Source organism: Thermococcus sp. 4557, assembly GCF_000221185.1.
Taxonomy (GTDB): domain Archaea; phylum Methanobacteriota_B; class Thermococci; order Thermococcales; family Thermococcaceae; genus Thermococcus.
The window spans coordinates 883,888-908,073 of sequence record NC_015865.1; the positions used below are offsets into that span (position 1 = coordinate 883,888).

At 56.3% G+C, this 24,186-nt stretch carries 32 protein-coding genes and 6 tRNA genes; 10 read left to right on the forward strand and 28 right to left on the reverse strand.

Annotated elements, in window-relative coordinates; translation table 11 throughout:
- The first annotated feature begins 2 nt into the window (after window positions 1–2).
- A complete protein-coding gene (locus tag GQS_RS04545; RefSeq protein WP_014012495.1) occupies window positions 3–1,187 on the forward strand; it encodes an NAD(P)/FAD-dependent oxidoreductase in 1,185 nt (394 codons plus the stop codon).
- On the opposite strand, the gene GQS_RS04550 is transcribed toward GQS_RS04545, so the two are convergent.
- Genes GQS_RS04550 through GQS_RS04575 form a run of 6 tightly spaced genes read right to left on the reverse strand, consistent with a single transcriptional unit; the run spans window position 1,188 to window position 6,121 of the window.
- Window positions 1,188–1,922 carry a hypothetical protein gene (locus GQS_RS04550; RefSeq protein ID WP_014012496.1) on the reverse strand — a complete coding sequence of 245 codons (735 nt, stop codon included), beginning with the start codon at window positions 1,920–1,922 and terminating at the stop codon, window positions 1,188–1,190.
- Window positions 1,923–1,979: 57 nt separating this feature from the next.
- Entirely contained in the window at window positions 1,980–2,771 is a 792-nt protein-coding gene (locus GQS_RS04555) for an isopentenyl phosphate kinase (RefSeq protein ID WP_014012497.1), read from the reverse strand.
- Window positions 2,768–3,772 (reverse strand): mevalonate kinase, encoded by a 1,005-nt coding sequence (locus tag GQS_RS04560; RefSeq protein ID WP_014012498.1) that lies wholly within the window; start codon window positions 3,770–3,772, stop codon window positions 2,768–2,770. Before GQS_RS04560 ends, GQS_RS04555 begins: the two co-directional genes overlap by 4 nt.
- A 22-nt stretch (window positions 3,773–3,794) precedes the next feature.
- Complete coding sequence (locus GQS_RS04565; RefSeq protein ID WP_014012499.1) at window positions 3,795–4,103, reverse strand: nucleotidyltransferase family protein; 309 nt, start codon at window positions 4,101–4,103, stop codon at window positions 3,795–3,797.
- A gap of 37 nt (window positions 4,104–4,140) precedes the next feature.
- Window positions 4,141–5,022: an MEMO1 family protein gene (locus GQS_RS04570; protein ID WP_014012500.1), complete on the reverse strand. Its 882-nt coding sequence runs from the start codon at window positions 5,020–5,022 to the stop codon at window positions 4,141–4,143.
- 34 nt (window positions 5,023–5,056) lie between these two features.
- Window positions 5,057–6,121 carry a pyridoxal-phosphate dependent enzyme gene (locus GQS_RS04575; RefSeq protein ID WP_014012501.1) on the reverse strand — a complete coding sequence of 355 codons (1,065 nt, stop codon included), beginning with the start codon at window positions 6,119–6,121 and terminating at the stop codon, window positions 5,057–5,059.
- A gap of 69 nt (window positions 6,122–6,190) precedes the next feature.
- Here GQS_RS04575 and udp point away from each other — a divergent pair, with 69 nt between their 5' ends.
- Complete coding sequence (gene udp / locus GQS_RS04580) at window positions 6,191–7,027, forward strand: uridine phosphorylase (protein ID WP_014012502.1); 837 nt, start codon at window positions 6,191–6,193, stop codon at window positions 7,025–7,027.
- A gap of 529 nt (window positions 7,028–7,556) precedes the next feature.
- Here udp and GQS_RS04585 read toward each other — a convergent pair.
- Window positions 7,557–7,634 (reverse strand) — tRNA-Arg (locus GQS_RS04585).
- 106 nt (window positions 7,635–7,740) lie between these two features.
- Between GQS_RS04585 and GQS_RS04590 the strand changes: the two genes are divergently transcribed.
- Window positions 7,741–7,818 (forward strand) — tRNA-Gly (locus GQS_RS04590).
- A 593-nt stretch (window positions 7,819–8,411) separates the two neighbouring features.
- Here the strand turns inward: GQS_RS04590 and GQS_RS04595 are convergent.
- The 5 genes from GQS_RS04595 to GQS_RS04615 all read right to left on the reverse strand — a co-directional run bounded on the left by GQS_RS04595 (window position 8,412) and on the right by GQS_RS04615 (window position 13,256).
- Window positions 8,412–9,749 carry an NAD(P)/FAD-dependent oxidoreductase gene (locus GQS_RS04595; protein WP_014012503.1) on the reverse strand — a complete coding sequence of 446 codons (1,338 nt, stop codon included), beginning with the start codon at window positions 9,747–9,749 and terminating at the stop codon, window positions 8,412–8,414.
- 123 nt (window positions 9,750–9,872) lie between these two features.
- Window positions 9,873–10,676, reverse strand: a complete 804-nt coding sequence (gene mtnP / locus GQS_RS04600; RefSeq protein WP_014012504.1) for an S-methyl-5'-thioadenosine phosphorylase — start codon at window positions 10,674–10,676, stop codon at window positions 9,873–9,875.
- Between the two features lie 40 nt (window positions 10,677–10,716).
- Complete coding sequence (locus GQS_RS04605) at window positions 10,717–12,018, reverse strand: hypothetical protein (protein WP_014012505.1); 1,302 nt, start codon at window positions 12,016–12,018, stop codon at window positions 10,717–10,719.
- Window positions 12,019–12,108: 90 nt separating this feature from the next.
- Entirely contained in the window at window positions 12,109–12,318 is a 210-nt protein-coding gene (locus GQS_RS04610) for a hypothetical protein (protein WP_014012506.1), read from the reverse strand.
- A 74-nt stretch (window positions 12,319–12,392) separates the two neighbouring features.
- Window positions 12,393–13,256, reverse strand: coding sequence for a damage-control phosphatase (locus GQS_RS04615; RefSeq protein ID WP_014012507.1), 864 nt, complete (start codon window positions 13,254–13,256; stop codon window positions 12,393–12,395).
- 448 nt (window positions 13,257–13,704) lie between these two features.
- On the opposite strand from GQS_RS04615, the gene GQS_RS04620 reads away from it, so the two are divergent.
- Genes GQS_RS04620 through GQS_RS04640 form a run of 5 tightly spaced genes read left to right on the forward strand, consistent with a single transcriptional unit; the run spans window position 13,705 to window position 16,895 of the window.
- Entirely contained in the window at window positions 13,705–15,051 is a 1,347-nt protein-coding gene (locus tag GQS_RS04620) for a signal recognition particle protein Srp54 (protein ID WP_014012509.1), read from the forward strand.
- Window positions 15,048–15,287: an Lrp/AsnC family transcriptional regulator gene (locus tag GQS_RS04625; protein ID WP_014012510.1), complete on the forward strand. Its 240-nt coding sequence runs from the start codon at window positions 15,048–15,050 to the stop codon at window positions 15,285–15,287. Before GQS_RS04620 ends, GQS_RS04625 begins: the two co-directional genes overlap by 4 nt.
- A 4-nt stretch (window positions 15,288–15,291) precedes the next feature.
- The gene (locus tag GQS_RS04630) at window positions 15,292–15,792 is read left to right on the forward strand and encodes a YkgJ family cysteine cluster protein (protein ID WP_014012511.1); all 501 of its coding nucleotides are present in this window, start codon (window positions 15,292–15,294) and stop codon (window positions 15,790–15,792) included.
- 54 nt (window positions 15,793–15,846) lie between these two features.
- Window positions 15,847–16,563, forward strand: coding sequence for a phosphoribosyltransferase family protein (locus GQS_RS04635; protein WP_014012512.1), 717 nt, complete (start codon window positions 15,847–15,849; stop codon window positions 16,561–16,563).
- Between the two features lie 5 nt (window positions 16,564–16,568).
- Window positions 16,569–16,895: a hypothetical protein gene (locus GQS_RS04640; RefSeq protein WP_014012513.1), complete on the forward strand. Its 327-nt coding sequence runs from the start codon at window positions 16,569–16,571 to the stop codon at window positions 16,893–16,895.
- On the opposite strand, the gene GQS_RS04645 is transcribed toward GQS_RS04640, so the two are convergent.
- Window positions 16,881–17,330, reverse strand: coding sequence for an Lrp/AsnC family transcriptional regulator (locus GQS_RS04645; protein ID WP_014012514.1), 450 nt, complete (start codon window positions 17,328–17,330; stop codon window positions 16,881–16,883). The genes GQS_RS04640 and GQS_RS04645 overlap by 15 nt on opposite strands.
- Before the next feature lie 70 nt (window positions 17,331–17,400).
- Here GQS_RS04645 and GQS_RS04650 point away from each other — a divergent pair.
- Window positions 17,401–17,478, forward strand: a tRNA-Arg gene (locus GQS_RS04650).
- A 161-nt stretch (window positions 17,479–17,639) separates the two neighbouring features.
- Here the strand turns inward: GQS_RS04650 and GQS_RS04655 are convergent.
- The gene (locus GQS_RS04655) at window positions 17,640–17,939 is read right to left on the reverse strand and encodes an FUN14 domain-containing protein (RefSeq protein WP_014012515.1); all 300 of its coding nucleotides are present in this window, start codon (window positions 17,937–17,939) and stop codon (window positions 17,640–17,642) included.
- Between the two features lie 107 nt (window positions 17,940–18,046).
- Here GQS_RS04655 and GQS_RS04660 point away from each other — a divergent pair, with 107 nt between their 5' ends.
- The gene (locus GQS_RS04660; RefSeq protein ID WP_014012516.1) at window positions 18,047–18,376 is read left to right on the forward strand and encodes a PadR family transcriptional regulator; all 330 of its coding nucleotides are present in this window, start codon (window positions 18,047–18,049) and stop codon (window positions 18,374–18,376) included.
- 105 nt (window positions 18,377–18,481) lie between these two features.
- On the opposite strand, the gene GQS_RS04665 is transcribed toward GQS_RS04660, so the two are convergent.
- From GQS_RS04665 to GQS_RS04730, 14 genes are all read right to left on the reverse strand, one after another.
- Window positions 18,482–18,640, reverse strand: a complete 159-nt coding sequence (locus GQS_RS04665) for a 50S ribosomal protein L40e (RefSeq protein ID WP_014012517.1) — start codon at window positions 18,638–18,640, stop codon at window positions 18,482–18,484.
- Between the two features lie 58 nt (window positions 18,641–18,698).
- A tRNA-Leu gene (locus tag GQS_RS04670) sits at window positions 18,699–18,786 on the reverse strand.
- Window positions 18,787–18,826: 40 nt separating this feature from the next.
- A complete protein-coding gene (rpsB, locus tag GQS_RS04675) occupies window positions 18,827–19,432 on the reverse strand; it encodes a 30S ribosomal protein S2 (RefSeq protein WP_014012518.1) in 606 nt (201 codons plus the stop codon).
- Between the two features lie 13 nt (window positions 19,433–19,445).
- A complete protein-coding gene (locus GQS_RS04680; protein WP_014012519.1) occupies window positions 19,446–20,471 on the reverse strand; it encodes a hypothetical protein in 1,026 nt (341 codons plus the stop codon).
- Between the two features lie 6 nt (window positions 20,472–20,477).
- Window positions 20,478–20,651, reverse strand: a complete 174-nt coding sequence (locus GQS_RS04685; RefSeq protein WP_014012520.1) for a DNA-directed RNA polymerase subunit K — start codon at window positions 20,649–20,651, stop codon at window positions 20,478–20,480.
- 52 nt (window positions 20,652–20,703) lie between these two features.
- Window positions 20,704–20,781 (reverse strand) — tRNA-Pro (locus GQS_RS04690).
- Window positions 20,782–20,797: 16 nt separating this feature from the next.
- Window positions 20,798–20,995, reverse strand: a complete 198-nt coding sequence (locus GQS_RS04695; protein ID WP_014012521.1) for a DNA-directed RNA polymerase subunit N — start codon at window positions 20,993–20,995, stop codon at window positions 20,798–20,800.
- A 38-nt stretch (window positions 20,996–21,033) separates the two neighbouring features.
- Window positions 21,034–21,441, reverse strand: coding sequence for a 30S ribosomal protein S9 (locus GQS_RS04700; protein WP_014012522.1), 408 nt, complete (start codon window positions 21,439–21,441; stop codon window positions 21,034–21,036).
- Between the two features lie 11 nt (window positions 21,442–21,452).
- The gene (gene rplM / locus GQS_RS04705) at window positions 21,453–21,881 is read right to left on the reverse strand and encodes a 50S ribosomal protein L13 (protein WP_014012523.1); all 429 of its coding nucleotides are present in this window, start codon (window positions 21,879–21,881) and stop codon (window positions 21,453–21,455) included.
- Window positions 21,882–21,887: 6 nt separating this feature from the next.
- Entirely contained in the window at window positions 21,888–22,253 is a 366-nt protein-coding gene (locus tag GQS_RS04710; protein ID WP_014012524.1) for a 50S ribosomal protein L18e, read from the reverse strand.
- Window positions 22,254–22,321: 68 nt separating this feature from the next.
- Window positions 22,322–22,409: transfer RNA gene (locus GQS_RS04715), tRNA-Leu, on the reverse strand.
- Between the two features lies 1 nt (window position 22,410).
- Window positions 22,411–23,193 carry a DNA-directed RNA polymerase subunit D gene (locus GQS_RS04720; RefSeq protein ID WP_014012525.1) on the reverse strand — a complete coding sequence of 261 codons (783 nt, stop codon included), beginning with the start codon at window positions 23,191–23,193 and terminating at the stop codon, window positions 22,411–22,413.
- Window positions 23,194–23,223: 30 nt separating this feature from the next.
- Window positions 23,224–23,646: a 30S ribosomal protein S11 gene (locus tag GQS_RS04725; RefSeq protein WP_014012526.1), complete on the reverse strand. Its 423-nt coding sequence runs from the start codon at window positions 23,644–23,646 to the stop codon at window positions 23,224–23,226.
- Complete coding sequence (locus GQS_RS04730; RefSeq protein ID WP_014012527.1) at window positions 23,643–24,185, reverse strand: 30S ribosomal protein S4; 543 nt, start codon at window positions 24,183–24,185, stop codon at window positions 23,643–23,645. The genes GQS_RS04725 and GQS_RS04730 overlap by 4 nt, the downstream gene beginning before the upstream one ends.
- Between the last annotated feature and the right edge of the window lies 1 nt (window position 24,186).

Consider the following 24,186-nt stretch of genomic DNA (forward strand, 5'->3'; position numbering starts at 1 on the left):
GCATGGAAGGGAAAATCGTGATAATCGGCGGCGGAATCGGGGGGCTCTACACGGCCTTCAACCTCATTGAAAACGGAATTGATGCGGGGGGAATAACCATCGTGGCCAAGGAATGGCCGCACTACACGAGGAACCGCCTTGGGGAGATAGTCTCCAGGGGACTCTCCCCAAACGAGGCCGCACTCGGCCTTGCGGAGAACCTTCAAAGGGCAGGCATTGATGTTGTGGAGGGTGAGGCCGTCGAGCTCAGGGAGAAGGAAAAGCTCGTTGTAGTTAGAACCGGAAACGGAAAACGCCGGCTGAGATATGGCAAGTTGGTGGTGGCAACGGGAGGAAAGCCCTTCGTGCCCCCGATAAAAGGGATTGAGAGGAGGGGCGTTATCGGATTCCACGGCCGGAAAGACGTTGAGTTTCTCACCTCCCTACCCTCCGGAAGCAGGGTAGCGGTAATCGGGGCCGGGCTCGTCGGGCTGACGGCGGCGGTGGCGCTGAAGGAGAGGGGACACGCCGTCACGGTGATCGAGGCGAGGGAGAGCATACTTCCCAGCATTTTAGCGGGAGAACTCTCGGAGTTCCTTGAGGAACATCTGAAATCTCTGGGGATACATGTTCTTACGGGTTCCCTCATGAAAGAGGTTGAGGGAAATGGAAGGGTAGAGGAGATAAAACTGGCGAACGGGAGGAGACTCGATGTAGATGCGATTGTTCTAGCCACGGGTGTGAGGCCCAACTCCTCGCTTTTGAGGGACGATGGGAGGCCGATAGAGATTGACAGGATTGGGAGAACCGCGATTCCCGACGTGTACGCCCTTGGGGACTGCGCGATGAGCTGGGACTTCATCACCGGAAAGGCCGTTTACCGTCCCTTAGGCTTCGTCGCCGGACATTACGCGCGGTTGATAGCGGAGGAGGTCGCGGGGAAGGGTGCTCTCGACAGGGGAGTGATCCCTGCGGTCTACGAGAGGATTGGAAGGGCCGAAGTCTACTCCATTGGACTGACGCCCGGGGAAGCAGAGCGGCTCGGCTTTGAGGTGAAGGTGAAAATTTTGGATGGGCGGAACTGGAGGGAAGCCATCCTAACGGACGAGCGAGGGCGCGTGCTCGGATGGCAGAGGGTTCATCTCGGTCATTTCCATTCGATAGGCTCCGCGGAGGTGTACATAAAGATAAAGGAAGCCTGGGGATAATCAGCCGCTTTCGCAGGGAAGTGTGACGTTGAAGACCCTAACCTCCATCCAGCCGCCGCGCTTCCCCCTATACAATTCGACCCAATGGGTCGTGTTGAAGTCAAAGAGCACCTCAAGCGTGCCGTTGCCAAAAACTGGGTAGTTCGGGCCGAGACCGATCCTCGGCCGGAGGTCGATGTGATCCGGATTTACCTGCTTTCCGCCGGTGTCGTGGAAGTAAGCGAAGATTACGGGGACAGACGAACAGATGGACCAGTTTGTTGCCGCAAAGGGAACTTCTATCCTACCACCGCTCACGTTTGGGGGAACGGGATAGACCGCCCTCACCATCTCAACCTTCGGAACGGCCCAGCCGGGGGTGTCGTAATACCAGACGATATAATCAATCTCGCTCCGGGTTACCTGCCTTCCCGTGGGGTAAACCGTGAGGTTCACCCAGGGAAAGCCTGCTATGAGCGAGTAGACATCTCCGGATACGTGAACACCCGAGGGATAGAACAGGAACACCGAGTCACGGCCGTTCAGGAGCCGCTCCAGGGGCTTCCTCTGGAGATGCCACTCGATGACGAGTACAGACCCGTTCGACGTCTCCGCAACGGAGCCAGTGACCCTGAGGTCCTCAGGGCCGGCCATGAAGTCGTTCAGGGCACCCATTCTGGCGGCCGTTTCAATGCCGAGGAACGCCCATCCAAAGACCACAATGATAAGCACAACGGCGAGGGCCTTTCTAGCCATCCTGAATCCCCGTGGTGAATAACCAGATGAAAATAAAAAGCTTACGATTTGCGGGCGTTACTTTTTGATTCTCGTTCCAAAGCCGTCGCCCCGTATCGCCCCGCTCAGCCTTCCAGAGACCTTTCCATTGACGAACCAGACCTCCGAGTGTTCGGCTATCTTCTTCGCCTCCTCCAGCTTGTTGCAGATTCCGCCGGTGACGTCGGTGCCAGCCGCCGTGCAGTGAAGCCTTTCGAGGAGGGAATCTATCTGCTCCCTGCTGAGGTTCTGAATCAGTCTCCCCTCGCCGGGCCTGCCGTCGTAGATTCCGTCAACGTCCATGAGGAAGATGACCTTCTCCGGCTCAAGCATCTTGGCGAGGTATGTGATGATCTGGTCGCCGGAGAGTATGTCGATGCCCTTCGCGAGGTCTATCGAGACGTCTCCGAAGAGAACGGGAATGAACCTGAGTTCCAGCAGCCTTTCCACGACTTCCATGTCCCCGTAGGCGACCTCACCGTTCTCGGTTATGAAGACGGACGAGGTCGAGACGGAGAAGGCCGGCAGCCCCTCACGGACGAACGCTTTGATGAAGTTCGCGTTTGCCCGGAGCATGGCCTGATGGGTCTCTGTGAAGCCTATCCTCCTGAAGTTGGCGGTATCCCAGTCCTCTGGAAGGCCTTCCCGTATACCGTACTTTTTCGCCTCGGGGTGGCCGAAGCTCCCGCCACCGTGGACGATGATGAAGTCCTCGCGGGGATAGAACTTGGCTATTTCCTTCGCTATGTTTCTGACGGTTTCATGGTCGAAGTTCTCGGGCTCACCCTTCTTATCGCTGAAGACGCTGCCGCCGATTTTTACGATTATCATAGCAGAACCTCCTCTATCCTCAGCCCTTCGCGGCTTATCCTCGTTATCATCGGCGTTCCACCGGCTATCGTTATGGCGGTTGCAACCTCGCTCTGGTTCTCCGGGGCCAGGGCGTACATACAGCCACCACCGCCGGCGCCGGTTATCTTCGCCCCTATCGCCCCCGCAACCCTAGCAGCATATACCAGCTCGCTTAGTTTTTTCGTTGAAACCCCGAGGGCATCTAGGAGGCCGTGGTTGATGTTCATGAGACGTCCGAGCTGGGCGAAGCGGAGCTCCCCGTCGAGGTCGGAGGTTATAACGTCGCGGGCCTTCTCGACTATCTTGCCCATCGCAACGAGCACCGGTTCTATGACCTCGGGCATTTCCTCGTAGGTTCTCCTCACCATGGCCACAAGTTCCTTCGTTGACCCGCTCGAACCCGTGTAGCCGACGACTATGGGCAACTCCATGAAGGGCAGGTGCTCAAAGTCCCCCTTCTCGTAGTGGATGAAGCCGCCTATGGCCGAAACCGTTGGGTCTATACCGCTCGATGCCCCCTGGACGAGGAGCTCGACCTTATGGCCCAGCTTTCCTATCTCCTCGTTGGTCAGTTCAAGGCCGAGGAGCTTTGAGACAGCCCCGATGGTCGCCACAGCCACGGCGGCTGAGGAACCCAAACCGGCCCCAACGGGAATCTGGGATGTTATCGAGACCGTGATTCCCTTTCCGTTTGCATCGGCTTCCTCTCTCACCAGCTCTATTGCCTGACGGACGTAGCTGAGAACCTCGGCAGCTTTACCGTAGTCGCTCTCGAAGTAAATCTCGTCCTCGGAGAAGGACACGGTGAGTCCCGGAACGCGTATGTCCTTGGCCTCTATCTTTATCGCACCCCTATCGTTGAACTCCGCCCACACGTAGGTTCTGAGGTCTATGGCAGCAGCTATCGCGGGCTTGCCGTAAACGACGCTGTGCTCGCCGAAGAGTATAATTTTAGCCGGGGCAGATGCCAGAACCCTCATCTTTGACCCTCCAGAAGGTTTCTCATACGTATTTCACCTCTTTAAGGATACGTTCTTTGAGGCGCTTCTTTAGGGCGCCCTTGGTTACAAGGTCAACCTTAACCCCAAGGAGTTCCTCCAGGTATTCCTGAAGACGAACGAACGTCATTAACCCAACGGGCCGCTCGAACTCCACGAGAATGTCAACATCGCCCTCCATTCTCTGCTCGTTTCGTGAATAGGAACCAAATATACCAATGCGCCTAACACCGTATTTTTCACTCAGTTCCCTCCGGTGAGCACGCAGGATTTTTTGAACATCCTCAAGTGTCCTAACTCGTGTGGTCTGCATGGTAGAAAATAAGAAAAGCCCCTTATGGCCTTTTCGTTCACCGCCTGAAGACTATGCTCGCGTAGCCGACGATGGCATCCGTAGAGCGGCTGACCTCGAAGCTCGTCGTGTAGTGGAGCAGCTCGGCTTCAAGCGCTCCGGCGGAGCGGGAGTAAACCATCGCCGTTCCGACGGCGCCAGGCCCGCACATGGTGTGGTTCATCTCACGGAGCTCCCTGAACATGCCCTTAACGTCGAAGTCGAGGATTCTCCTTATCACGCGGAAGTCCCACTCCTTTATCCTGTGCGGAAGCTCGCTCGCCCTCGCCCTGAAGGGCACATAGCCGTACATCGGGCCGTAGTGCATGAAGTCGGTGCTTGCAATAACGACGACGTCCCTGCCGAGCTCCTGCGAGGCTTCAAATACTGCCCTTCCAAGGTCTTCGGAAACCTCCTCGTCCTGAATGCCGAGGGCTATCGGTACTATTCTAACTTCCTTTCCGGCGAGTTCACTAAGGTACTGGATGAAGGGGAGCTGGACCTCTATCGAGTGCTCGTATTTGTGGGCCAGCTCGTCGAGGTCGGCTATTCCCGAGAGCTTTGCTATGGCCTTGGTCATCCCGGAATCAACATCAACGTCACCGAGGGGTGTGCGCCACTTTCCGGAAGGATAGATCGCTATCGGAGAGCCGAGGCCGGTATGATTTGGCCCGAGGATTACGAAGGTCTCGGGGAGACCGTCTTCAAAGATGGCCTTGTACGTTCTCGAAGCCGTGTAGCCCGAGAAGACGTAGCCGGCATGGGGCGCAACGCCGGCAGTAATCCTCCTCTCGCTTCCCTCCTCGCCGAGGTCGCCCAAGAACTCCTCCAGCATCTCGATGAGCGCTTCGCCCGAGGGGTAGAAGCTGCCTGCAACGGCGGGGTATCTCATCTCAGCCATTCTCCCACCTCCAGCGGTTCTTATGATTCAAACCTTAAATACCTTCGACCATCTTCAGCCCGGAGCCGGTGAGCGGAAGGAGAACCCCTGAGCCAGATGGGATGAAGCCGCTCTCCTGGAGCTTCCACAAGGCCGCGAGAACCGTTGCAGAGGTCGGCTCCACTATGAAACCCCTCCCCCAGAGCCATTCCAAAGCCCGCTCTATTTCAGAATCCTCGACGCTTACGCAGGTCCCTCCGGTTTCATCAAGAACTGCCTTCATCTCCTCCAGTCGTGGGGGTTCGGGTATCGCTATTCCCTCCGCAAGGCGGCTTTTAACCGACGAACGCTCGCAGAGGCTCTCGTAGCCCGAGGCCTGGACGGCGACAAAGGTAGGGAGCTCCTCTATCTCTCCCATACCTTTGAGTTCTGAGAATCCCTTCCAGAGACCGAGGAAGAGCGTTCCGCTTCCGGCCGGAGCGATAACGTAGTCGGGGACGCCGAGCTGCTCGTAAACCTCAAAGGCGGCCGTCTTTGTTCCCTCAAGGAAGTACGGGTTGAGCCAGTGGGAGACGTAGGTAATCCCGCTCTTCTCCGCGAACTCCACCGCCCTCCCGTGAACGGTCATCCTGTCGCCGTCAACGAAATGAATCACCGCCCCAAGGCGCTGGAGGAGCGAGAGCTTTCCGGGGAGCGTGTCGTATGAGACAAATGTGTGAACCCTGATTCCCGAAGCGAGGCCGTAGAGGGCAAAGCTCAGGGCAGCGTTTCCGGAGCTGTCAAGGACTACCTCGGTGATGCCTTCCTCCCTCAGCTTCGCCACAGTCACCCAGGTGCCCCTGTCCTTGAAGGAACCGCTCGGCTGGAGGTACTCAAGCTTGAAGAACCCGCTGACTTGGCCGATTGGGAGGGTGCTCACGGGGGTTATGGCGGGCGTTGCTGGAGGGATGTAATCCTCATTCACCGGAAGGAGATTGAGGTAGCGCCGCATATCAATGTGGGGCCGAAGGCTGCCGAAGAAATCAGTGTGGTTCCTCTTCACGAGCAGGGTTCCGCCGCAGTCGCAGGTCAGGCGAAACGTTTCGGGGTACCCCTTTCCGCAGTGTGAACAGACGAGCATGGTACCACCCAAGGGTTTTTAGGTTCAGGTGGCAATACATAACGCGCAGGGAATAAAAAGGTGGTTGCCATGGTTGAGAAGTTCGTTTCGGCAGAGAGACCTCAGACGGAAGAGGGTTACCAGTACCATATCGCGTGCAAACCGGGGGACGTTTCGAGGTACGTCCTGCTCCCCGGCGATCCCGAGAGGGTTCCGAAGATAAGCTCCCTCTGGGACGAGGCTAGGGAGATAGCCTTCCACAGGGAATACAGAACGCACACCGGCAGGTATAAGGGGGTTCCCATAAGCGTCACCTCAACCGGAATAGGCGGCCCCTCGACGGCTATAGCGGTAGAGGAGCTCGCCGCGATAGGCGCGGACACCTTCATAAGGGTCGGCTCGACCGGTGCAATCCAGCCGGGAATGGAGATAGGGGACCTGATCATAGCGAAGGCCGCTGTGAGGCTTGAGGGGACTTCAAAGCAGTACGTCCGCGTCGAATACCCCGCCGTTGCGGACCTTGAGGTTACCCTCGCGCTGATAGAGGCGGCTGAAACCCTCGGAGTCCGCTACCACATCGGCATCACCGCCTCGACCGACAGCTTCTACCTCGGCCAGGGGAGACCGGGACTCAGGGGCTACTTCCCGAGCTTCGCAAAGCACATAATGGACGACCTGAGGCAGGCCAACGTCACCAACTTCGAGATGGAGGCGGCGACGCTCTACACGCTTTCCAGCATCTACGGGCTGAGGGCCGGCTGCGTCTGCTCCGTCTTCGCCAACAGGGTGACCAACGAGTTCGGCAAGGCCGGGGAGAAGGAGGCCGCCCTCGTTGCCAGCGAAGCCGTGAAGATACTCGCCGAGTGGGATGAGGAAAAGGAGAAGGCAGGGAAGAAAGTCTGGTTCCCGGGGCTGAGAAGGGTTTGACACCCAAGTTTTTGTTTTGTTGTTTCCTGAAACGCTCGCAAAGATTTCTTTTCTCTTATTGGCCCCCTCAAGGGGCCTTTAGATAACGAAACAATCCAACAGGCGACAACAACTTGAAATCAAAACCTGCCTGAGAACATTATAGAAAAGGCATTTGATCTTCCGCCAGCGCTCCTTGGGAAGCGAAGCTTCTCGAGGTGTTGAGGCAAAGCCTCAACATGCGAAGGAAGCTTTTGGAAAAGCTTCACCAAAAGTTGGTAGCTCTTCATCCAAGGGTTCGAATAGGAGAGATTTTACTCACAAGCCCCCACAGACTTTCAGAAGAGAACACATCAGATAAAGGCATCAACAGGGGTTTATTCCCTCTTGACGCCCTTTGGGCGTCGATTTAAAGTTAAACCCGTACTCAAAGAGCAAATCGAAAAGTTCTCATACCCAAAACTGCCAGTAGGTAGGAAAATCATTAGAATTCAGCTTTCCAAAAAGAGCTACCAACTTTGATGAAACTTTTGCTTGGCAAAAGTTTCTGTGGCGCCCCGGCGGGGATTCGAACCCCGGACCTCGAGGTCCGCAGCCTCGCGCCCTATCCAGACTAGGCCACCGGGGCACTTGCCAGCTAAACCTTCCAGAGAACGCTTTATAAATTTAACCGTCCGGCGGGACCGAAAGATTTATAAATCAACCACAGGTGAGTATGTAACGGGCCGCAAAGTGCGGTGGTAGTCTAGCCTGGTCTAGGACAGCGGCCTGCCACGCCGCTGGCCCGGGTTCAAATCCCGGCCACCGCACCATTCTAACAAACTTCGCGCAGGCGAAGTTTGATCAAGGTTTGTAGTTCCTCGCAAAGTGTAAGTTCTTAGGTGGTTTCTATGTCAAATGGGTATTTAAAAGACGAGAACATATAAGGTTGCGTCTCTTTTTGAGTGGGTTTAACTTCAAATAGACGCCCAGAGGGCGTCAGAAGGGGGTAAACCCTTCTAAGGGTTTTTCAAAGTATTCTCGCTCAAAAAGAATTAATGACTGGAATTGAAAACCAGCTCACCCCGATATCCCCAGTGAAGAACTACTAACTTTTGGTGAAGCTTTTTCCAAAAGCTTCAGCTCCGTTCTCACTATCGTTCGAACGTCCTGGCAGATGGCGGAAGAAGAGTGCCATTCTAAGAATTGGCAAGTTCTGGAGTGAGTTTATCCTCAAGTTGCCCTTGTGATGCCAGAACATAGATGAAACCTATTGAAAAAAGTTTATTTCGAGGTTAAATCAAGTTTAAGTTGCAGTTAAACAGTGCCCGACTTATTTTTGCTTTTCGGAGAGAAAAATATTTTTGGCCAACCTTTTCCAAAAGGCCAAGATAAAAAAAGAAGCGGTGAAATCGCACGAAACCCTTCAGGCCCTCAGCTTCGCGAGGGCATCCTCGGCGGCCTTGACGACGTGATAGCCTATTGGCGAAGCAGTCAAGAGCGGGTGGGTCGCTATCTGGAGGGTGTAGAGCTCGCTCGCGGTGAGTCTCTTCTGTATCGCGAGGGCGAGAATGTTTATCATCTCGCCGACGCTCTTTCCACCAGCTATCTGTGCCCCGAGTATCGCTCCCCTGTCGCGGGAGAAGATGAGCTTAACCGTCACCATCGAGGTGTCCGGGAACTTCGCCGGGTGCCTGTCGGGGCCTTTGGCGGTGCCAACTATGACTTCAAAGCCTTCCTTCCTGGCGGCCTCCTCGGTGAGGCCCGCGGCCGCAAGGGTGAGACCTGCAACGTTGGTGGAGTAAACGCCTATCGTCCTCCTGTTCTCACGGACTATCTGGAGCTTGAAGAGGTTCGCACCGGCTATTCTCGCCTCGAAGGTTGCCGTTGAAGCGAGCATAAGGCCGTAGGGCTTGCCCGTGAAGAAGTCCCTGTGCTCCACGCAGTCGCCGACGGCAAAGATGTCCGGGTGAGAGGTTCTCATGTACTCGTCGGTCCAGATGCCGTAGCGCGTAACCCTGAGGCCAGCCTTAACGGCCAGCTCGACGTTCGGCCTGTAGCCGATGGAGAATATAACGAGGTCCGCGGGAAGCTCGCTTCCGTCGATGAGCCTCACACGCTCGACCCTTTCCTCACCAAGGATCCGCTCAACCTGTCCATAGACGACCTTTATGCCCCTCTCCTCAAGCCGTTCCGCGACCATCTCGCTGAACTCCCTATCGAAGGAGCTCCTCAGGAGCCTGCTCCTCACGAGAATCGTCACGTCCTTTCCGAGCTTTCTTATCTCATCGCCGACCTCGAGTGCTATGAAGCCGCCGCCGACGATGACGACCTTCTCCGCCTCCCCGAGCCTCTCACGGAACTCCTTCAGGTAGTGGTAGTCTTTCGGGACGGTGTAAACTCCCTCCAGCTCAGAGCCAGGGAACTCCGGCTTGACGGGTTTTGAACCGGTCGCAAGGACGAGCTTCTCCCAGGCGATCTCCTTCCCGGAGGCAGTCCTCACGAGCTTTGCCCTCGGGTCGATCTCCGTAACCTCATCAGTCAATATGTCCACTCCAAGCGGCTCCAGGAACTTCTCGACTGGAAGAATGTCATCGTCAACACTTTCCAGTGTGCCAAAGATGTACGGGATGCCACAGGGGACCATGGCAACATCTTCCCTCTTGATGACCAGAACGCTTTTGTTGGGGTAGAACTTCCGGGCCGAAATCGCCGCGGTCAGGCCACCGGCGCTCGCGCCTATGATAACAACATCGTACTTCATGTTAGACCCCCCTAAAGGTTTTCGGTTATAGTTACACACCAAAGGATTTTAACTTTTCGTTAACCTCTGGTTCAAAACGCGGGTACTGAATGTTTCAACAATGAAGAAAAAATAGCAGGGGAGTCATTCCCCGGTCGCGCCCTTCAGGGCGTCCTTACATCCACAGTGCCTCTCCTTCGGAATGTACTGGATGGACTTCATGAGGAGGTACTTTATCTCCTCGCTCTTCTGGGCCATCAGCTCGACAACCTCGGTGTGGGTGAGCTTCTCCCTGCTTATGCCGGCGGCGAAGTTCGTGACGATGGCGACGCTGGCATAGCACATCTCCAGCTCCCTCGCCAAGGCGGCCTCGGGGCACTGGGTCATTCCGACGACGTCGGCGCCGAGTATCTTGAGCGCCCGTATCTCCGCCCTAGTCTCAAACCTCGGACCCTCCATGCAGGCGTAGGTGCCCGTTGGGTGGTAGTCGAAGCCAAGCTCCTTGGCGGCAGTTATCAGGGCCTTCCTGAGCTCGGGACAGTATGGGTCCGTGAAATCGACGTGGGCAACGAACTTCCTGTCGTGCGGGCTCTCGTCGCCGTCGTAGAATGTGTAGTGCCTCGTCTTGGTGAAGTCCAGAAGCTGGTCGAGAACGACGAAGTCGCCCGGCTTCATGGCCTCGTTGAGGGAGCCGACGGCCGACGTGGAAAGAATCCTCTCCACACCGAGCTCATAGAGCGCCCAGATGTTGGCGCGGTAGTTTATCTTGTGCGGCGGAACGCTGTGCCCCTCGCCGTGCCTCGCTAGGAAGGCTACCTCCTCCCCGTCGTACTCTCCAATCTTCACCCGGACCTTTCCATAGGGAGTGCTCACGAACTCCTCCCTGACGTTCTGAAGCAGCTTGGGGTCGTATACTCCGGAACCTCCAATAATTGCTATCCTCGGCATGGCATCACCTGGAAGATGAAAGGGCGGCGGTCTTAAAACGTTAGCCCTTTTCCCAGAGCCCCCTCTGGTACTCCGCCCGCTCCTCGATGTCCTCCCTGACCTCCCCCTCTGTCTGGAGTTCCAGTATCTTCGTCAGTATCTCGCTGAGGAGCCAGGAGCCCCACTTGGCGTCCTTCACCTCAAGGGCGGCGTCAATGGCCCCGTCTATATCCCCGGCATTGAGCTTCGCCACGGCTATGCTGCCAAATGCCAGCGAACGGAGGTAGTGGCCGCGAACACGGGAGGCGAATTCCCACGCACCGTCAAAGTCCCCGAGCTTGGAGAGGTACGTGGCGACTTTGACGAGGACCGCATCCTCCCGAGTTCTCTCACCTATCGACTTAACGAGACCGGAGTATCTCTCGCTGATGGGCCTGGAGAGCAGCTGATCCACCACAAAACCAGCTATGTGTTCAAACTCCTCCCCCTCCAGGAGCTCCAGCAGCCTGGAGAGTATCTCCTCCCTGTCCGCAGATACCTTGACGATTCCCTCGAGCACAGCGGTTCTCTGCTCGGGAGGCAACCGTTTCAGTATCCCCATGACGAACTCGAGCTCACCCTGGTTCCCAAGGCCGATTAGAAGGGAGTTGAGAACATCCGAACCAGTCTCACCGGAGAGGGACAGCGCTATATCCACAAACTTCTCGTAGGTTGCCTTGGGGACGTCGGATGTTTTCAGATATACCGCGACCTCCCTCATGGCCTCGCCGAGCCAGTAGTCGCTCCTGAGTTCTGACAGGGCACGTATTGCACTGCCGAACTCCTCCCGTTTAAGGTGCTCCTTCACCGCTTCGATGGCCGCTATTGAGTGCCAGGGCTCCTCGTCAATCTGTTCGATGATCCTCGCAGCCCTGCGCATGTTGCCTATGTTCAGATACGCACGGAGTATCTTCAAAAGGAGGTCGTTGCGCTTTACTGTATCCTCGATGTCTGCAACGTAGAAGAGGGCATCATCGACCAGGTCAAGCTCCAGAAGCCGCACTACAAACTCACTGAGGAGGTCGTCGCGGAGAGGCTGGGGAAAGTCGAGCACTGCCTCATGGGCCTGTCCGAAGACTTTTCTGGACGTCTTCTTCCCCGCCAGCTGAAGGTAGGTGCCTATCTCCATGAGGGCCCTGACTGCCAGAACCGGGTTCTCGATGGAGGCTACCGCGTTGAAGGCGTACTTAAACGCAGTTCCGTACTCGGGATTCTTGGCTTTGTGCATGTAATAGCCAATTTTAGCGTAGGTGACTGCTCGCAGGTACTTGTCCCGTATATCAGAGGCCAGCCGAAGGGCCTCGCGGTAAACATCGGCGGCCATTATTTCCACCGGAAAATTTACGATATGGAAGTATTTAATGGTTTCCAACGGCCAAAACAGAATAGACACAATTAGTCAAAAAGCGAAAGTTCAGCCAAGATCGTCGTAAACGACGCCGACAACTTCACCATCGTCAAGGGAAACGAAGCTTACTTTTGTCTTTTTGCCGCTCTTGGGGTCCACCACAACGAAATCTGGCTTGGACAGGTAGCTACTGCGCGGCATCCTCCAGGCATCGCCGTAATGAGCCTTTAACTCCCTCAAAAACCTTTCGGCATCTTTCCGAATTACCGTTGTCACAGATATCACCATTATTATATACCACTTGAAAATATAAAAAGGTTTCTAATAGACATTCGTCAAAGATAATATCGTCAATCGTCTATTTTTCCGCCCCTCACACAGAGCAGCGAGCCCCTCTCGACGCCAAGCTCGCGAGCGATTGGAGCGCACTTGGCCTTGAGAAGGAAGAACACCCTGCTGTCCCCCAGGTCGCTCAGGGTCTCAAAGTTGGCCTGTCCCTTGGCGATTATGACGTCGGCGGCGTTGAAGATTCTCCTGAACCCCTCGGAGGCGTATTCCAGGGGAGTGCCCGGAAGCCTGGAGCCCGTGGAGATGACCTCAGCAAACTCGTCGAACCCCGCCTCCAGCAGATCCCTGACCGTGGCGTCATTGATTATCGGGCCGTCCTTCGCGGCCACGTATATCCCAAGGTCGGGAAATCTCCCGCGTATGAACTCGAGCAGCAGCCTGTCAAAGTACACCTCCCCGCAGTTATCGGTGAGGTAGAGCAGCACCCCGGCGTTCTCGAGCGCCCTGAGAAGCTCATCGCTGTGGTCTATCCTAAGCTCCTCCCGGGTCACCCCAACGATGTCCTCCTCTATCTTCGATGGGTCGTAGCCAACGGCGAAGTCTATGATGTTGCCCGCTATCGCCAGCTTGAGGGCGGTTTTGAAGTCCCCCGGAACCCCGAGATCCTCGGCAGCCCTCCTAGCCAGCCTCGTGGAGGTCTCCTTGTAGCCGCTGAACGGGTCATCGTCCCCAAGGAAGCGGTACAGTTCAAGGAAGAGCATGCCCCCGCTCACCGCGGGAATGGAATCCTCCCTGAAGAGCTCGCCAAGCTTCCCGGCCACGAAAAGCATGGCCTTCCTGCGCTTTTCAAGGTCCCCGGCACTCATCTCGGTTATCTTCTGGGCCTGGTTAACGGCACAAGCGATGCACTCATAGTGGATCCTCATAACACCACCGGGTAAAAATAGAACCGCACCTTATTAAAGTGAGGGATGATTCAACCATCAAGCCCTCAGCATCTCAACGTAAGCAAGCTCCTCGGGGATGGACTTGCGCTTCCTCCTCTCCATCTCCCTCTCGAGCATGTATCCGTACAGGTGGGCCATCCACATCATCCGTGTCACCTCCGTTCCGCCGTTTTCAATAGTATCTGGTTCTGCAGAGGTTTAAAAGCTTTGTCAGCCCCCAAATTTCCATAAATGCTACTTGGAGTTCTTTATTCCTTCAAAAAAGCAATGTCGTCCGCCTTTGTAGTTGAATGAACATATATGTTCGATGAAATCTGCTCAAACATTTCCGATTATGAAAAAAGCGCACATTAGAACATTACATTGTTCCGGGAGCCAACCCAACTGTTTATAAACTTTGGAGACGCCATCACTACGGTGAGAGAAAATGGCCCTAGAGAAGCTTGGGAAGGCACTGAACAGCGCCCTGAAAAAGCTCGCCCGCTCGAAGACCGTGGACGAGGCGACGATAAAGGAGGTAGTGCGAGATATCCAGAGGGCACTCATCCAGGCAGACGTTAACGTAAGGCTCGTTCTTCAGCTGACCAAAACCATAGAAAAGAGGGCCCTTGAGGAGGAGCCCCCAGCAGGGGCTTCAAAGAAGGAGCACATAATTCAGATAGTCTACGAGGAGCTGACCAAATTTCTCGGAAAGGAGTCCAAACCCCTCGAGATAAAAGAGAAACCCACCGTGCTGCTCACCGTCGGCATTCAGGGTTCAGGTAAAACAACCAGCGTGGCGAAACTCGCTAGGCACCTTCAGAAGAGGGGCTACAAGGTGGGCGTCGTCTGCTCGGACACCTGGCGTCCGGGAGCCTACTACCAGCTTAAGCAGCTCCTCGAACCGTACGGAATAGAGGTCTCCGGCGATCCCGAGGAGAAGGACGCGGTCAAGCTCGCATACGAGGGCGTCGAGTACTTCAAGGGGAAGGACGTGGATGTCATAATCGTGGACTCCGCAGGAAGGCACAAGGAGGAGTCCGGCCTTATAGAGGAGATGAAGCAGATAAGCCAGGCCATAAAGCCCCACGAGGTCATACTCGTCATAGACGGAACCATCGGTCAGCAGGCGTATAACCAGGCCCTGGCGTTCAAGGAAGCAACGCCGATAGGCTCGATAATAGTCACCAAGCTCGACGGTTCGGCCAAGGGTGGTGGTGCACTCTCGGCCGTCGCCGCAACCGGCGCCCCGATAAAGTTCATCGGTGTTGGCGAGAGGATAGACGACCTCGAGGCCTTCGATCCGAAGCGCTTTGTTTCACGGCTCCTGGGAATGGGAGACATCGAGGGGCTCCTGGAGAAGCTCGAGGAGCTCCAGAAACAGCAGGCCGTCAGCGAGGAAGACCTCGAGAAGTTCCTCAAGGGCAAGTTCAACCTGAAGGACATGTACGCCCAGCTCGAGGCGATGCAGAAGATGGGGCCGCTGAAGCAGGTCCTCCAGATGATCCCGGGACTGGGCTACTCCCTGCCGGATGACGCCGTGAGGGTGGGCGAGGAGAAGCTCCGGAGGTACAGGGTAATAATGGACTCCATGACCGAGGAGGAGCTCGAGCACCCGGAGATAATCAACTACTCGAGGATCAAACGCATAGCCCGCGGCTCGGGAACCAGCACCGCCGAAGTAAGGGAGCTCCTCAACCAGTACAATCAGATGAAGAAGATGTTCAAGAGTATGGACAAGAGGAAGCTGGCCAAGATGGCTAAGAGGTTTAACTTCGGGGGGTTCGGCCTATGATGGAAGCGTTTGTCCTGGTTGTTGTTAAGCCCGGAACCGAGGAGAAGGTCTACGAGACCCTGCAGGGCAACGAGAAGATAAACGAGATATACCGGGTCTACGGTGAGTACGACCTGATCCTACGCGTGGAGGTCGGCAGCATAGAGGAGCTGGACAGGTTCCACGACGAGGTTCTGAGGAGGATAAAGAACATCGAAATGACGGAGACGCTGATAGCCAGCTCCTACAGGGGGTGAGGGGTTGGAGAGGCGGTGGGTTGCCACCATCGACCTCGAGACCCTAGAGGTCGAGCACGACCCCACCTTTAAATTTAAGTGCCTCGAAAACTGCGGGAAGTGCTGCTACGAGCTGGAGATACCCATCCGAGATGAGGATATAGCCAGGATAGAGGAACTGGGCTACAGTGCCTGGGAATTCGTGGACTACGATAAGATGTTCTACCGCGGGGACAAGTTCCTCAGCTACGCCCTCAAAAAGCGTCCCTTCGACGGGGGCTGCGTTTTCCTTGATCCCGAGACCATGCGCTGCAAAATCTACGACCACCGGCCCCTCGCGTGCAGGCTCTACCCCTTCATCTTCGTGAAACACGGAAAAAAGATTGAGATATACGCCAAAAAGGACTCCTTCTGCCCCGGCATCGACCACCCCGAGGGGGAGCCCGTGACAAAGGAGTTCCTCCTCAGGGAGTACGGCGACGTCATAGAGGAGTACCGCAGGAAAGTTGTGAAGAGCCGGGAGTGACCGAAACCTATTTATACATTTTCTTGTTAATTCAGGGGCACCGGAGGTGAGAGCGTGAGTCAGCTGAAGTCCGTGCAGGAGAAGCTGAGACTGGTCAGGGTGCTCAGACTGCTCAAGAAGACCTACACCTACGAGGAGCTCTCCAAGATAACGGGCCTCCCCATCACAGTGCTGAACAGGTACGTGAGGGGAAAGGTCCTGCCGAGCGCCGAGAGAACGAAGGAGCTCCTCAACCTGCTCCTCCCGTACATCAACATAGAGGAGGAGGTCAGGAAGAGGATAAAATTCGACGAGTATGGGTTCTTTGACAACATGCCCGTTCTCAGCGACACGGCCCTGATGAGCCTCATAGCGGAAGACGTGGCGGGCAGGTACATGGACAAGAACGTCGATAGGGTCCTCACGGCCGCGACGGACGGAATAGCCCTCGGCGTCCACGTGGCGAGGGAGCTGAACGTCGATGTTGTCTACGCCAAGAAGAAGAAGGAAGTCGGCGTTGAGAAGTTCTACGAGGTCAGCTATGTTCCGAGCGCCTCGGGAAGCGTCACGACGCTGTACCTCCCGCAGTGGGCCCTCAAGAAGGGCGAAAACGTCCTCATAGTTGACGACGTCATAAGGAGCGGCGAGACCCAGAGGGCGCTCCTGGAGATGTGCCGGCAGGCTGGTGCGAAGCCCGTCGGGATGTTCTTCCTCATAAGCGTCGGGGACGTTATAGAGCGGCTGCGTGAGGAGTACAGCATCCCCGTGGAGAGCCTCATAAGGCTGGAGTGATTCCCATGAAGGTGTTCATATACAACGCCGACGGCCTGACGATTCCGGTGGAGGTCGAACCCGGCCTCCCTTTTAAATTCATATGCACCGAGGAGGAGTGCGGGAAAGAGGTGGTCATAGAGGGCGTGGTGCGGCACGCGGAGGAGGCAGAGTTCACGAGGGTTCTCAGGGACACCATCGCGGAAAACCCCGACTTCAAAAAGATACTTGAGATAACGGCGAGAAACCTGATTTTTGAGGGCAGAGTCAACGGAAAGGAAGTCATCCTTCCGGTTGAGAGCTTCGACGACTTTGCGAAGCGGTTCCTGGACGAGGTTCTAGTCCTCCGTTAGCCTCAACCTTGTGTCCTCTTTAACCACCTGCATCGCAACGCTCGTGTTCGTTTTTTCCACTCCCTCAAGGGAGAGCAGCCACTTAACGAAGCGGTTCATGTCTGCCCTGTCCCTGAACTTCGCCACCAGGACTATATCGAACTCACCGGTTATGTCGTAGACCAGCATTACCCTCTCGTTTTTGGCTATCTCGCGCTCTATATCCAAGATGCGTCTCCCCTTGGCCTTGACGCCTATGACCGCGGTCAGTCCAAAGCCAAGCTTCTCGTAGTCAAGGATCGGGGCAAACCCCCTGATTACACCCTCCTCTTCCATCCTTTTGATGCGGTTGTACACGGTTCCAACGGCCACTTTGAGCTCCCGCGCTATCTCACGGTACGACAGGCGGGCGTTTTCCTGAAGCAGCGAGAGTATCCTCAGGTCGAGTTCGTCCACAGTATCCCACCCCCATCCGAGTAGACCGTAAACTTTAAATACCCTTCCCTTGGAGGGAATAGCGGGCAGTGGACCGGTAGCCTAGCTAGGATAGGGCGGCGGCCTCCTAAGCCGCAGGTCCGGGGTTCAAATCCCCGCCGGTCCGCCATCACACAATCTTCTGATGACGTCTGTTCTCCCAGGTTTGATCCGATGATGTTTTGTCCTGGCGTATTGTGCAATGATTCATTTCATTCAGGATATGCCCTAAGAAACCGACTGATGGCCCAAAAGAGGATTTCAAGAGAAACCTGGAAGAAAAAAGCAGAATCACCCTTTGTGGAATCCCAGCGCAAACCCTCCAACGAAAGCGGCGGTGCCGGGCAGGAGGGCCATGAACTTCTGGCCCGCGGTCATGATTTCGTGCGTCCAGTCGCCAACGAGATTGAAGAGCCTGTCCTTATCGATTATGAGAACACCCTTCTGTTCAAGCCACAGCAAACTGGCAACGTAGGCACCGATGAGGGCAAGCGCCAGCTTCATCATCTTCTTGACGGCATAGCCGGTTACAAACCCAACCACGGCTCCAACTCCCATATCGCCCATCATGGCGTTCAGGTCGAACTCCATTCTACCACCCTAAAATCCTTGCACTTCATCGGATAAAAACCTGTTGCCAAAACGTTTAAATTAAACGAAGCCAAAATATTTACAGACCATAAAAGTCGGGTGAGAGCATGACAACCCCCATGGAAAGGCTCAAGAACAAGATAACCAAGGAGGTTCTCTGGCTGTACATACTCCGGCTACTTCGGGAGAGGCCCATGTACGCCTACGAACTGAAAGAGAGGATACGGGAGGCGTTCAACTTCGAGCCCGCGACCGTCAGCTCCTACGTTGTCCTCTACAAGCTCGAGAAGGAGGGGTACGTTACCGCGGAGTGGCAGGAGAGCCAGACGGGGAAGCCCTCAAGGAAGTACTACAAACTCACTCCCGAGGGAGAGAAGCTTCTGGAGGACGGAATAGCCTTTCTTGAGGACATGGTCGCGAAGCTGAAGGGCGCCTGAAGGGCGACTGCCCGCAAATAATTTTTGGGCTTCTGAAGGTTCCCAGGGTTTCCCAGAAAAGCATAGAATTGAGAAACGTAGAAATAGGAAGCAAAGATAGGGACTTCAGCGTCCCATTCCACCACGCGGCTCTCTCGCCTTCGGGCGGAGACCCTTGTAGCCGCACTTCCTGCACTTCTTGGCCTTCCACGGGTTAGTGGCACCGCAGCGCATGCACACGTACTTCCTAAAGATTCTGGCCTCAGCCTCGGGGAATCTCGCCATCGTGATCACCTCATGATCTTAAACCGTCTTCACCTACACGACTCGGCTTTTAAAGCTTTGGTGCGGGGGACGGGATTCGAACCCGCGTAGCCCTTCGGCAGCGGATCTTAAGTCCGCCCCCTTTGGCCAGGCTCGGGCACCCCCGCGCGAGGGAGTGTAAAGCGAGGGGCGTTAAAAATCTTCCCCTCAGGTCCTGATAATCCTCATCTCGAAGTCCTCGACCGGAACCTTGAAGTCCTCCCTGCTCTCGATCTCCTTCCTGTTGTAGAGTATCTCCCTCGCGAGGATCCAGTAGATGAGAGCAAGGGCCTTCCTACCCTTGTTGTTGGTCGGGATCGCAACGTCGACGTAGCTGAGGAAGTTCTCGGTGTCGACGAGGGCCACTATCGGTATGCCGATCTCGATGGCCTCCTTCATGGCCTGGTGGTCGGCCCTCGGGTCGGTGACGATGAGGACGTCCGGCTCCATGAAGTTCTTGACCTGCGGGTTGGTCATGGTTCCCGGGAGGAAACGGCCGGGTATCGAGCGGACGCCGGTGACGTCGCCGAACTTCTTGACCGGCTTCTGTCCGTAGAGCCTGACGCTGACGGCGAGAATGTTCTCGGGGTCGAACTTGGCAAGGAACTTGCCGGCGACCCTGAGCCTCTCGTCGGTCTTCCTGACGTCAAGCACGTAGAGGCCGTCCTGCCTGACGCGGTAAATAAACTTCTTCATGTCCTGGGTCTTCTGCTGGGTTCCGATGTGGACACCGGCAGCAAGGTACTGGTCGAGTGGAACGAGGTATTCCTCCATTCTTCACACCTCCTCATCCTTCAAAGGTTATTATCCTACCCCTTTCACCCAAATCTTCGGCTATGCGAATCAGCTCGTTCAGCTTGGCGATGGAATCCTTGCGGAGCACCATCGCCGGACAGCGAAGGCCCACTGCAACGTGGGCCAGGGCCTCGTCGGAGGACTCGTAGCGAGCCTCCGCGAGGATGGGGGTTATCCTCTCCGACTTCGCGTCGTTCACGAGGTTGTATAAGTCGGTGAGCGTGCCTAGGTTTATCGGCTTTATCGACAGGGCGTTGTAGTAGCGCCTGTCCAGTATGTCCTTCTCGCGGAAGAGGTGCTCGCCGTCAACGAACACCTCGTGGGTGCCGGCTATCAGCTCGAGGAACAGCTCCTCGTCACCGAGAGGCTTTATGTAGGCCACGTTGTTGTCCTCGACTATGGAGAGCACTTCCTCCATATCCATTGGAACCCTCTGCACGAGGCCGAGGGCAACCTCGAGGCCGAGTTCGTCGGTTGCTTTTTCGGTGGCCTTAGAGAAGGCCTCCACCGTACCGGCCTCGGCATGCTCAAGGACCTTGTTAACCGCATCGACGACGTCGGTTATCTCCATGAGGTCCCTGACCATGACGTAGTAGTCGAAGGCCTCACCGCTCGCAATCTCAAGGATCGGAACCGGAAGCTCGGTGGTGAAGGTTCCGCCGATGTAGTTGTAGAGGGGCATCCTCTTGACGCTTGCGGCAGCTTTGGCGACCGCTATTGAGACCGCCAGCGCGGTGTTGGCCCCTATGTGGCTGAAGTTCTCGGTGCCGTCTATCTCCCAGAGGTAGCTGTCTATGAGCTCCTGCTCGCTGGCATCGAAGCCTATCAGCTCGGGCCCAATTATCTCGTCGACCTCGCTGACCGCCCTGTGGGCCTCGGCTATGTAGAGGCTCGGGTTCTCGTCCACGGGCGCGGCAAAGCGGCCGAAGCCGGAGCTCGTCACGACGTCTACTTCAACGGAGTATCTGCCACCCTTGAGCACCGCAACCCTGCCGATCACGTTCTCTATCACGGTCATCTCTCATCAGCTCGGCCTTATTACGGTGAGCGGGATTATCCCTTTCTCAAACTCGAGCATCGCGGCGTCGAGCGGCGTGATTCCTTCCGGGACGTCGATGAGTATGGGCGCACCCATCGCTATCTGGAGGGCCCTTGCTCCGATGATACGGGCCTTCTCAAAGCGGGTATACTTAAACATGACTACCACCCCTGCCTTCCACATTCCGCATCAAACATCCATTGCAAACATTTGGTGGGGCCGCCGGGATTTGAACCCGGGTCTCCGGCACCCCAAGCCGGGAGGATAGACCAAGCTACCCCACGGCCCCCCAAGAAGTGCGGTTTTTAATACACCCTGTACTTCATGGCGCTGTCCACGAGCTCGACGTGGCTGAGGAGGGTCCTCCTGCAGCAGTACCTTTCGATCCCGAGGTCGTCGAGCACCCTCTCGGGATCCTCGCCCTTCTCAACGCGGGCCTTAAACTCGTAGTATTTGTCTCCTATGACCTTTCCACACGTGAAGCACCTGACGGGGACTATCACCCGTATCACCTTCTCGAATGAATATTAAAGGAAAGCCATCAGCGGTAGGACTTCTGCCTCTTGGCGCGCGGACCCTTGGTCGAGCGGTTGGGCTTGTGCATCTCGGTTCTCCTGCTGTCGCCGACGAGCATGGTCCTGTCGTACTTCATGAACTTGTCCTTGAGGTTCATGTCGTTGGTCCACTCAACGAGGGCCCTGGCTATGGCAACGCGGGCAGCCTCGGCCTGACCCATGAAGCCTCCGCCCTCGACCTTGACGTCGATGTCGACCTTGCCAACGATCTCCTCGCCGGCAATGACGAGCGGCTCCATGATGGTGAAGCGTGCTATCTCCGGCTCGATTATCTCAACCGGCTTGTGGTTGATCCTGACGCGACCCTTTCCTTCCCTGATGGTGGCCCTCGCGATGGCCGTCTTCCTCTTACCAGCAGTCTGGATGACCTTCATTTTCTCTCACCTCAGAACTTTCCACCGAGGAACTTGGCAACCTCTCCAACGGTAACGTACTTCGGGGTTGCGATCCTCGAGCTGTGGGCCTCGCTTATGGTCTCAAGCTCCCTGCCCTCGAACTCCTTCGGAACACCGACGTAAACCTTGAGCCTCTTGAAGGCCTTCCTTCCGCGGTCGGTCTTCCAGGGGAGCATTCCCCTGACGGTTCTCCTGACTATCTCGTCGCTCCTCTTCGGGTAGAACGGACCCTTCCTCGGGTTGGTCCTGGTCCTCAGTCCGGTCCTCTGCTTGTACTTGGCGAAGATGTCCTCGCGGTTTCCGGTGATGATGGCCTTCTCGGCGTTGACAATGACGACCTCCTCGCCCTCGAGGAGCATCTTGGCGACCTTCGAGGCGAGCCTTCCGAGTATGAGTCCTTCAGCGTTAATTATCCTCATGGCCCATCACTCCATTATGATTACTCCACTACCCTTCGGGTTTCTCTCGATGAGCTCCTCAATGGTGAGGACCTCTCCACCGGCCTCGACTATCTTCTTCTTGGCCGTCTCGCTGAACTTCCAGGCGGCAACGGTGACCTTGTGCTCGAGCTTTCCTGCACCGAGGACGCTTCCGGGAACGATGACGGTGTCGCCGTCCTTGGTGTAGCGGTTGATCCTGCTGACGTTCACTTCAGCCCTCTGCCTCCTGGGCCCCTCAAGGCGCCAGGCTATGTCCTTCCATATCTTAACCCCTTCCTCGTTAGACTTCTTTCTGAGGTAGCGGATGAGCCTCCTCAGGTTGATGTCAGTGGGTCCGGTTCTCTTGACCATGAACATACCTCCTTAACACTCTCTCGCAGGTGGGAAACCGACAGGTCCAACGGGGTGAGCGTAAATACTGGTGCGGGGGCGGGGATTTGAACCCCGGAACCCCTACGGGACGGGACCCTGAATCCCGCGCCTTTGGCCAGGCTCGGCTACCCCCGCGTCAGTCCGCTAATTTATGGAGTTCGCTTATAAATCTATCGCTCTTCCTCATGAGGATTTTGAGGGCTATGGTCACGATTTCCTCAACCGGAAGTTCCCCATTGGTCTCGACGGTGAAGACAAAGGCGTTGGGTACGGTCTCCTCCCAGATTTTCTCCCCCACGTAGGCGTCAAACTTCCGTGGAAGGTAGAACGCCTTGATCGTGGTTATAACGAGCTCCCCGTCGGTCTCCTCCGCCGGAAGACCGCGCCTCTCGGCGAGCTCCTTGAGCTCCTTCCAGTCGGGAACTTCCTTGCTAACGTGAATCCTGGTGAGGTACTTGTAGTAGACGAAGCCGGGCTGCCACTTGGCGTGGTCCTTTCCGCGGCCGAGTTTTGCGTAGGCGTTAAACGTAAGCCTCTGACCCTCGGCGAGCTTGACTATCGGGATGTTGGGGTTGGCGGGCTTCACGCCCTCATCGCTGCTCTTAAGGTCGCCGGAGTAAACCATTCCGGGGCCCTCTGCCTCGAGGGAGAGCGTAACCGTGTACTCGTCAAGCTCAAGTGAATCGAGGGAGAACCTCTCGTGGGGAGTGGTGAGCGGTATCATACCCACCCTGTGGGCGATTATCTCATCGAAGAGGGCGGAATCGTTCTCGAAGAACTCAACCTCATCCACCGCAAAGGTCGGGACGTCCGCGAGGATGGTCCTCCTCAGGGCGTTGGCGAAGGGCACATCAACTCCCTCAACGATGAACTTAATCGAGTCCTCCCTTTTCTCAAGAATCTGAAACTTTGGCTCCATCGGCATCACCAAAAAAGAAGTTGTTGGGGGTCAGACGCGCCTGCCCCTTCTTCCGCCCTTCGGCCTAGTGCCGTCGTGCGGAATCGGGGTGGCGTCCTCAACCCTTCCGATCCTGAGGCCGGCCCTGGAGAGGGCACGGATGGCGGCCTGGGCACCCGGTCCCGGGCTCTTGCTCCTGCTTCCACCGGGGGCGCGGACCTTGATGTGGACTCCGGTGAAGCCCTTCTCCATGGCCTCCTCGGCGGCCCTCCTGGCGGCTATCATAGCCGCGTACGGGGAGGGCTCGTCCCTGTCGGCCTTGACGACCATACCACCGCTCCACCTGCTGACGGTCTCGGCCCCGGTGAGGTCGGTGATGTGGATGATGGTGTTGTTGTAGGAGGAGTAGATGTGGGCAACTCCCCACTTCTCCTTCTTCTTAAGGTTAACCTGCTGCTGAACTTCCTCGCTCATGAGGCCTCACCCTGCTTAGCCTGTTCAATAACCATCCTCTCGGGGTGGCTCTCCTTAGCGAAAGGAGAGGCCTTCGAGTAGGTTATGGTGTCTTCCTCCTCCCTGAGGACGAGGTAGCCAGGAGAGCGTATTATCTGGCCGTTTATCTCGATGTGGCCGTGAACTATGAGCTGCCTGGCCTGTCCGATGGTCCTGGCGAGGCCCTTCTTGTAGACGAGAGTCTGAAGGCGCCTGTCGAGGACGTCCTCAACCGTCAGGGAGAGAACGTCATCGAGAGCGGCATCGGCCGGAAGGAGACCGAGCCTGTTGAGCCTCTGGAGGAGCTGGGCCCTCTCAACCTCGGCCTGCCTGCCGCGGGCGGCAAGGAGGCGCCTGGCCCTACGCCTGAACTCCTTGAGCTGGGTCTCGTGCCTCCAGAGCTCCTTCTTGTTCTTGAGGGCGTACTTCTTCATGAGGACTCTCTCACGGTCGAGCCTCTCCTTAATCCAGGGGTGAGAGGGAGTCTCGTACCTCTTCCTCTGCCTCTTAGGGTCTCCCATC

What these genes read in the sequence shown, in the direction of transcription:
- GQS_RS04545 (WP_014012495.1), top strand. Translation starts at nt 3, where the DNA reads ATGGAAGGGAAAATCGTGATAATCGGCGGCGGAATCGGGGGGCTCTAC.
- GQS_RS04550 (WP_014012496.1), bottom strand. Translation starts at nt 1,922, where the DNA reads ATGGCTAGAAAGGCCCTCGCCGTTGTGCTTATCATTGTGGTCTTTGGA.
- GQS_RS04555 (WP_014012497.1), bottom strand. Translation starts at nt 2,771, where the DNA reads ATGATAATCGTAAAAATCGGCGGCAGCGTCTTCAGCGATAAGAAGGGT.
- GQS_RS04560 (WP_014012498.1), bottom strand. Translation starts at nt 3,772, where the DNA reads ATGAGGGTTCTGGCATCTGCCCCGGCTAAAATTATACTCTTCGGCGAG.
- GQS_RS04565 (WP_014012499.1), bottom strand. Translation starts at nt 4,103, where the DNA reads ATGCAGACCACACGAGTTAGGACACTTGAGGATGTTCAAAAAATCCTG.
- GQS_RS04570 (WP_014012500.1), bottom strand. Translation starts at nt 5,022, where the DNA reads ATGGCTGAGATGAGATACCCCGCCGTTGCAGGCAGCTTCTACCCCTCG.
- GQS_RS04575 (WP_014012501.1), bottom strand. Translation starts at nt 6,121, where the DNA reads ATGCTCGTCTGTTCACACTGCGGAAAGGGGTACCCCGAAACGTTTCGC.
- udp (WP_014012502.1), top strand. Translation starts at nt 6,191, where the DNA reads ATGGTTGAGAAGTTCGTTTCGGCAGAGAGACCTCAGACGGAAGAGGGT.
- GQS_RS04595 (WP_014012503.1), bottom strand. Translation starts at nt 9,749, where the DNA reads ATGAAGTACGATGTTGTTATCATAGGCGCGAGCGCCGGTGGCCTGACC.
- mtnP (WP_014012504.1), bottom strand. Translation starts at nt 10,676, where the DNA reads ATGCCGAGGATAGCAATTATTGGAGGTTCCGGAGTATACGACCCCAAG.
- GQS_RS04605 (WP_014012505.1), bottom strand. Translation starts at nt 12,018, where the DNA reads ATGGCCGCCGATGTTTACCGCGAGGCCCTTCGGCTGGCCTCTGATATA.
- GQS_RS04615 (WP_014012507.1), bottom strand. Translation starts at nt 13,256, where the DNA reads ATGAGGATCCACTATGAGTGCATCGCTTGTGCCGTTAACCAGGCCCAG.
- GQS_RS04620 (WP_014012509.1), top strand. Translation starts at nt 13,705, where the DNA reads ATGGCCCTAGAGAAGCTTGGGAAGGCACTGAACAGCGCCCTGAAAAAG.
- GQS_RS04625 (WP_014012510.1), top strand. Translation starts at nt 15,048, where the DNA reads ATGATGGAAGCGTTTGTCCTGGTTGTTGTTAAGCCCGGAACCGAGGAG.
- GQS_RS04640 (WP_014012513.1), top strand. Translation starts at nt 16,569, where the DNA reads ATGAAGGTGTTCATATACAACGCCGACGGCCTGACGATTCCGGTGGAG.
- GQS_RS04655 (WP_014012515.1), bottom strand. Translation starts at nt 17,939, where the DNA reads ATGGAGTTCGACCTGAACGCCATGATGGGCGATATGGGAGTTGGAGCC.
- GQS_RS04660 (WP_014012516.1), top strand. Translation starts at nt 18,047, where the DNA reads ATGACAACCCCCATGGAAAGGCTCAAGAACAAGATAACCAAGGAGGTT.
- GQS_RS04665 (WP_014012517.1), bottom strand. Translation starts at nt 18,640, where the DNA reads ATGGCGAGATTCCCCGAGGCTGAGGCCAGAATCTTTAGGAAGTACGTG.
- rpsB (WP_014012518.1), bottom strand. Translation starts at nt 19,432, where the DNA reads ATGGAGGAATACCTCGTTCCACTCGACCAGTACCTTGCTGCCGGTGTC.
- GQS_RS04680 (WP_014012519.1), bottom strand. Translation starts at nt 20,471, where the DNA reads ATGACCGTGATAGAGAACGTGATCGGCAGGGTTGCGGTGCTCAAGGGT.
- GQS_RS04685 (WP_014012520.1), bottom strand. Translation starts at nt 20,651, where the DNA reads ATGTTTAAGTATACCCGCTTTGAGAAGGCCCGTATCATCGGAGCAAGG.
- GQS_RS04700 (WP_014012522.1), bottom strand. Translation starts at nt 21,441, where the DNA reads ATGAAGGTCATCCAGACTGCTGGTAAGAGGAAGACGGCCATCGCGAGG.
- rplM (WP_014012523.1), bottom strand. Translation starts at nt 21,881, where the DNA reads ATGAGGATAATTAACGCTGAAGGACTCATACTCGGAAGGCTCGCCTCG.
- GQS_RS04710 (WP_014012524.1), bottom strand. Translation starts at nt 22,253, where the DNA reads ATGGTCAAGAGAACCGGACCCACTGACATCAACCTGAGGAGGCTCATC.
- GQS_RS04720 (WP_014012525.1), bottom strand. Translation starts at nt 23,193, where the DNA reads ATGGAGCCAAAGTTTCAGATTCTTGAGAAAAGGGAGGACTCGATTAAG.
- GQS_RS04725 (WP_014012526.1), bottom strand. Translation starts at nt 23,646, where the DNA reads ATGAGCGAGGAAGTTCAGCAGCAGGTTAACCTTAAGAAGAAGGAGAAG.
- GQS_RS04730 (WP_014012527.1), bottom strand. Translation starts at nt 24,185, where the DNA reads ATGGGAGACCCTAAGAGGCAGAGGAAGAGGTACGAGACTCCCTCTCAC.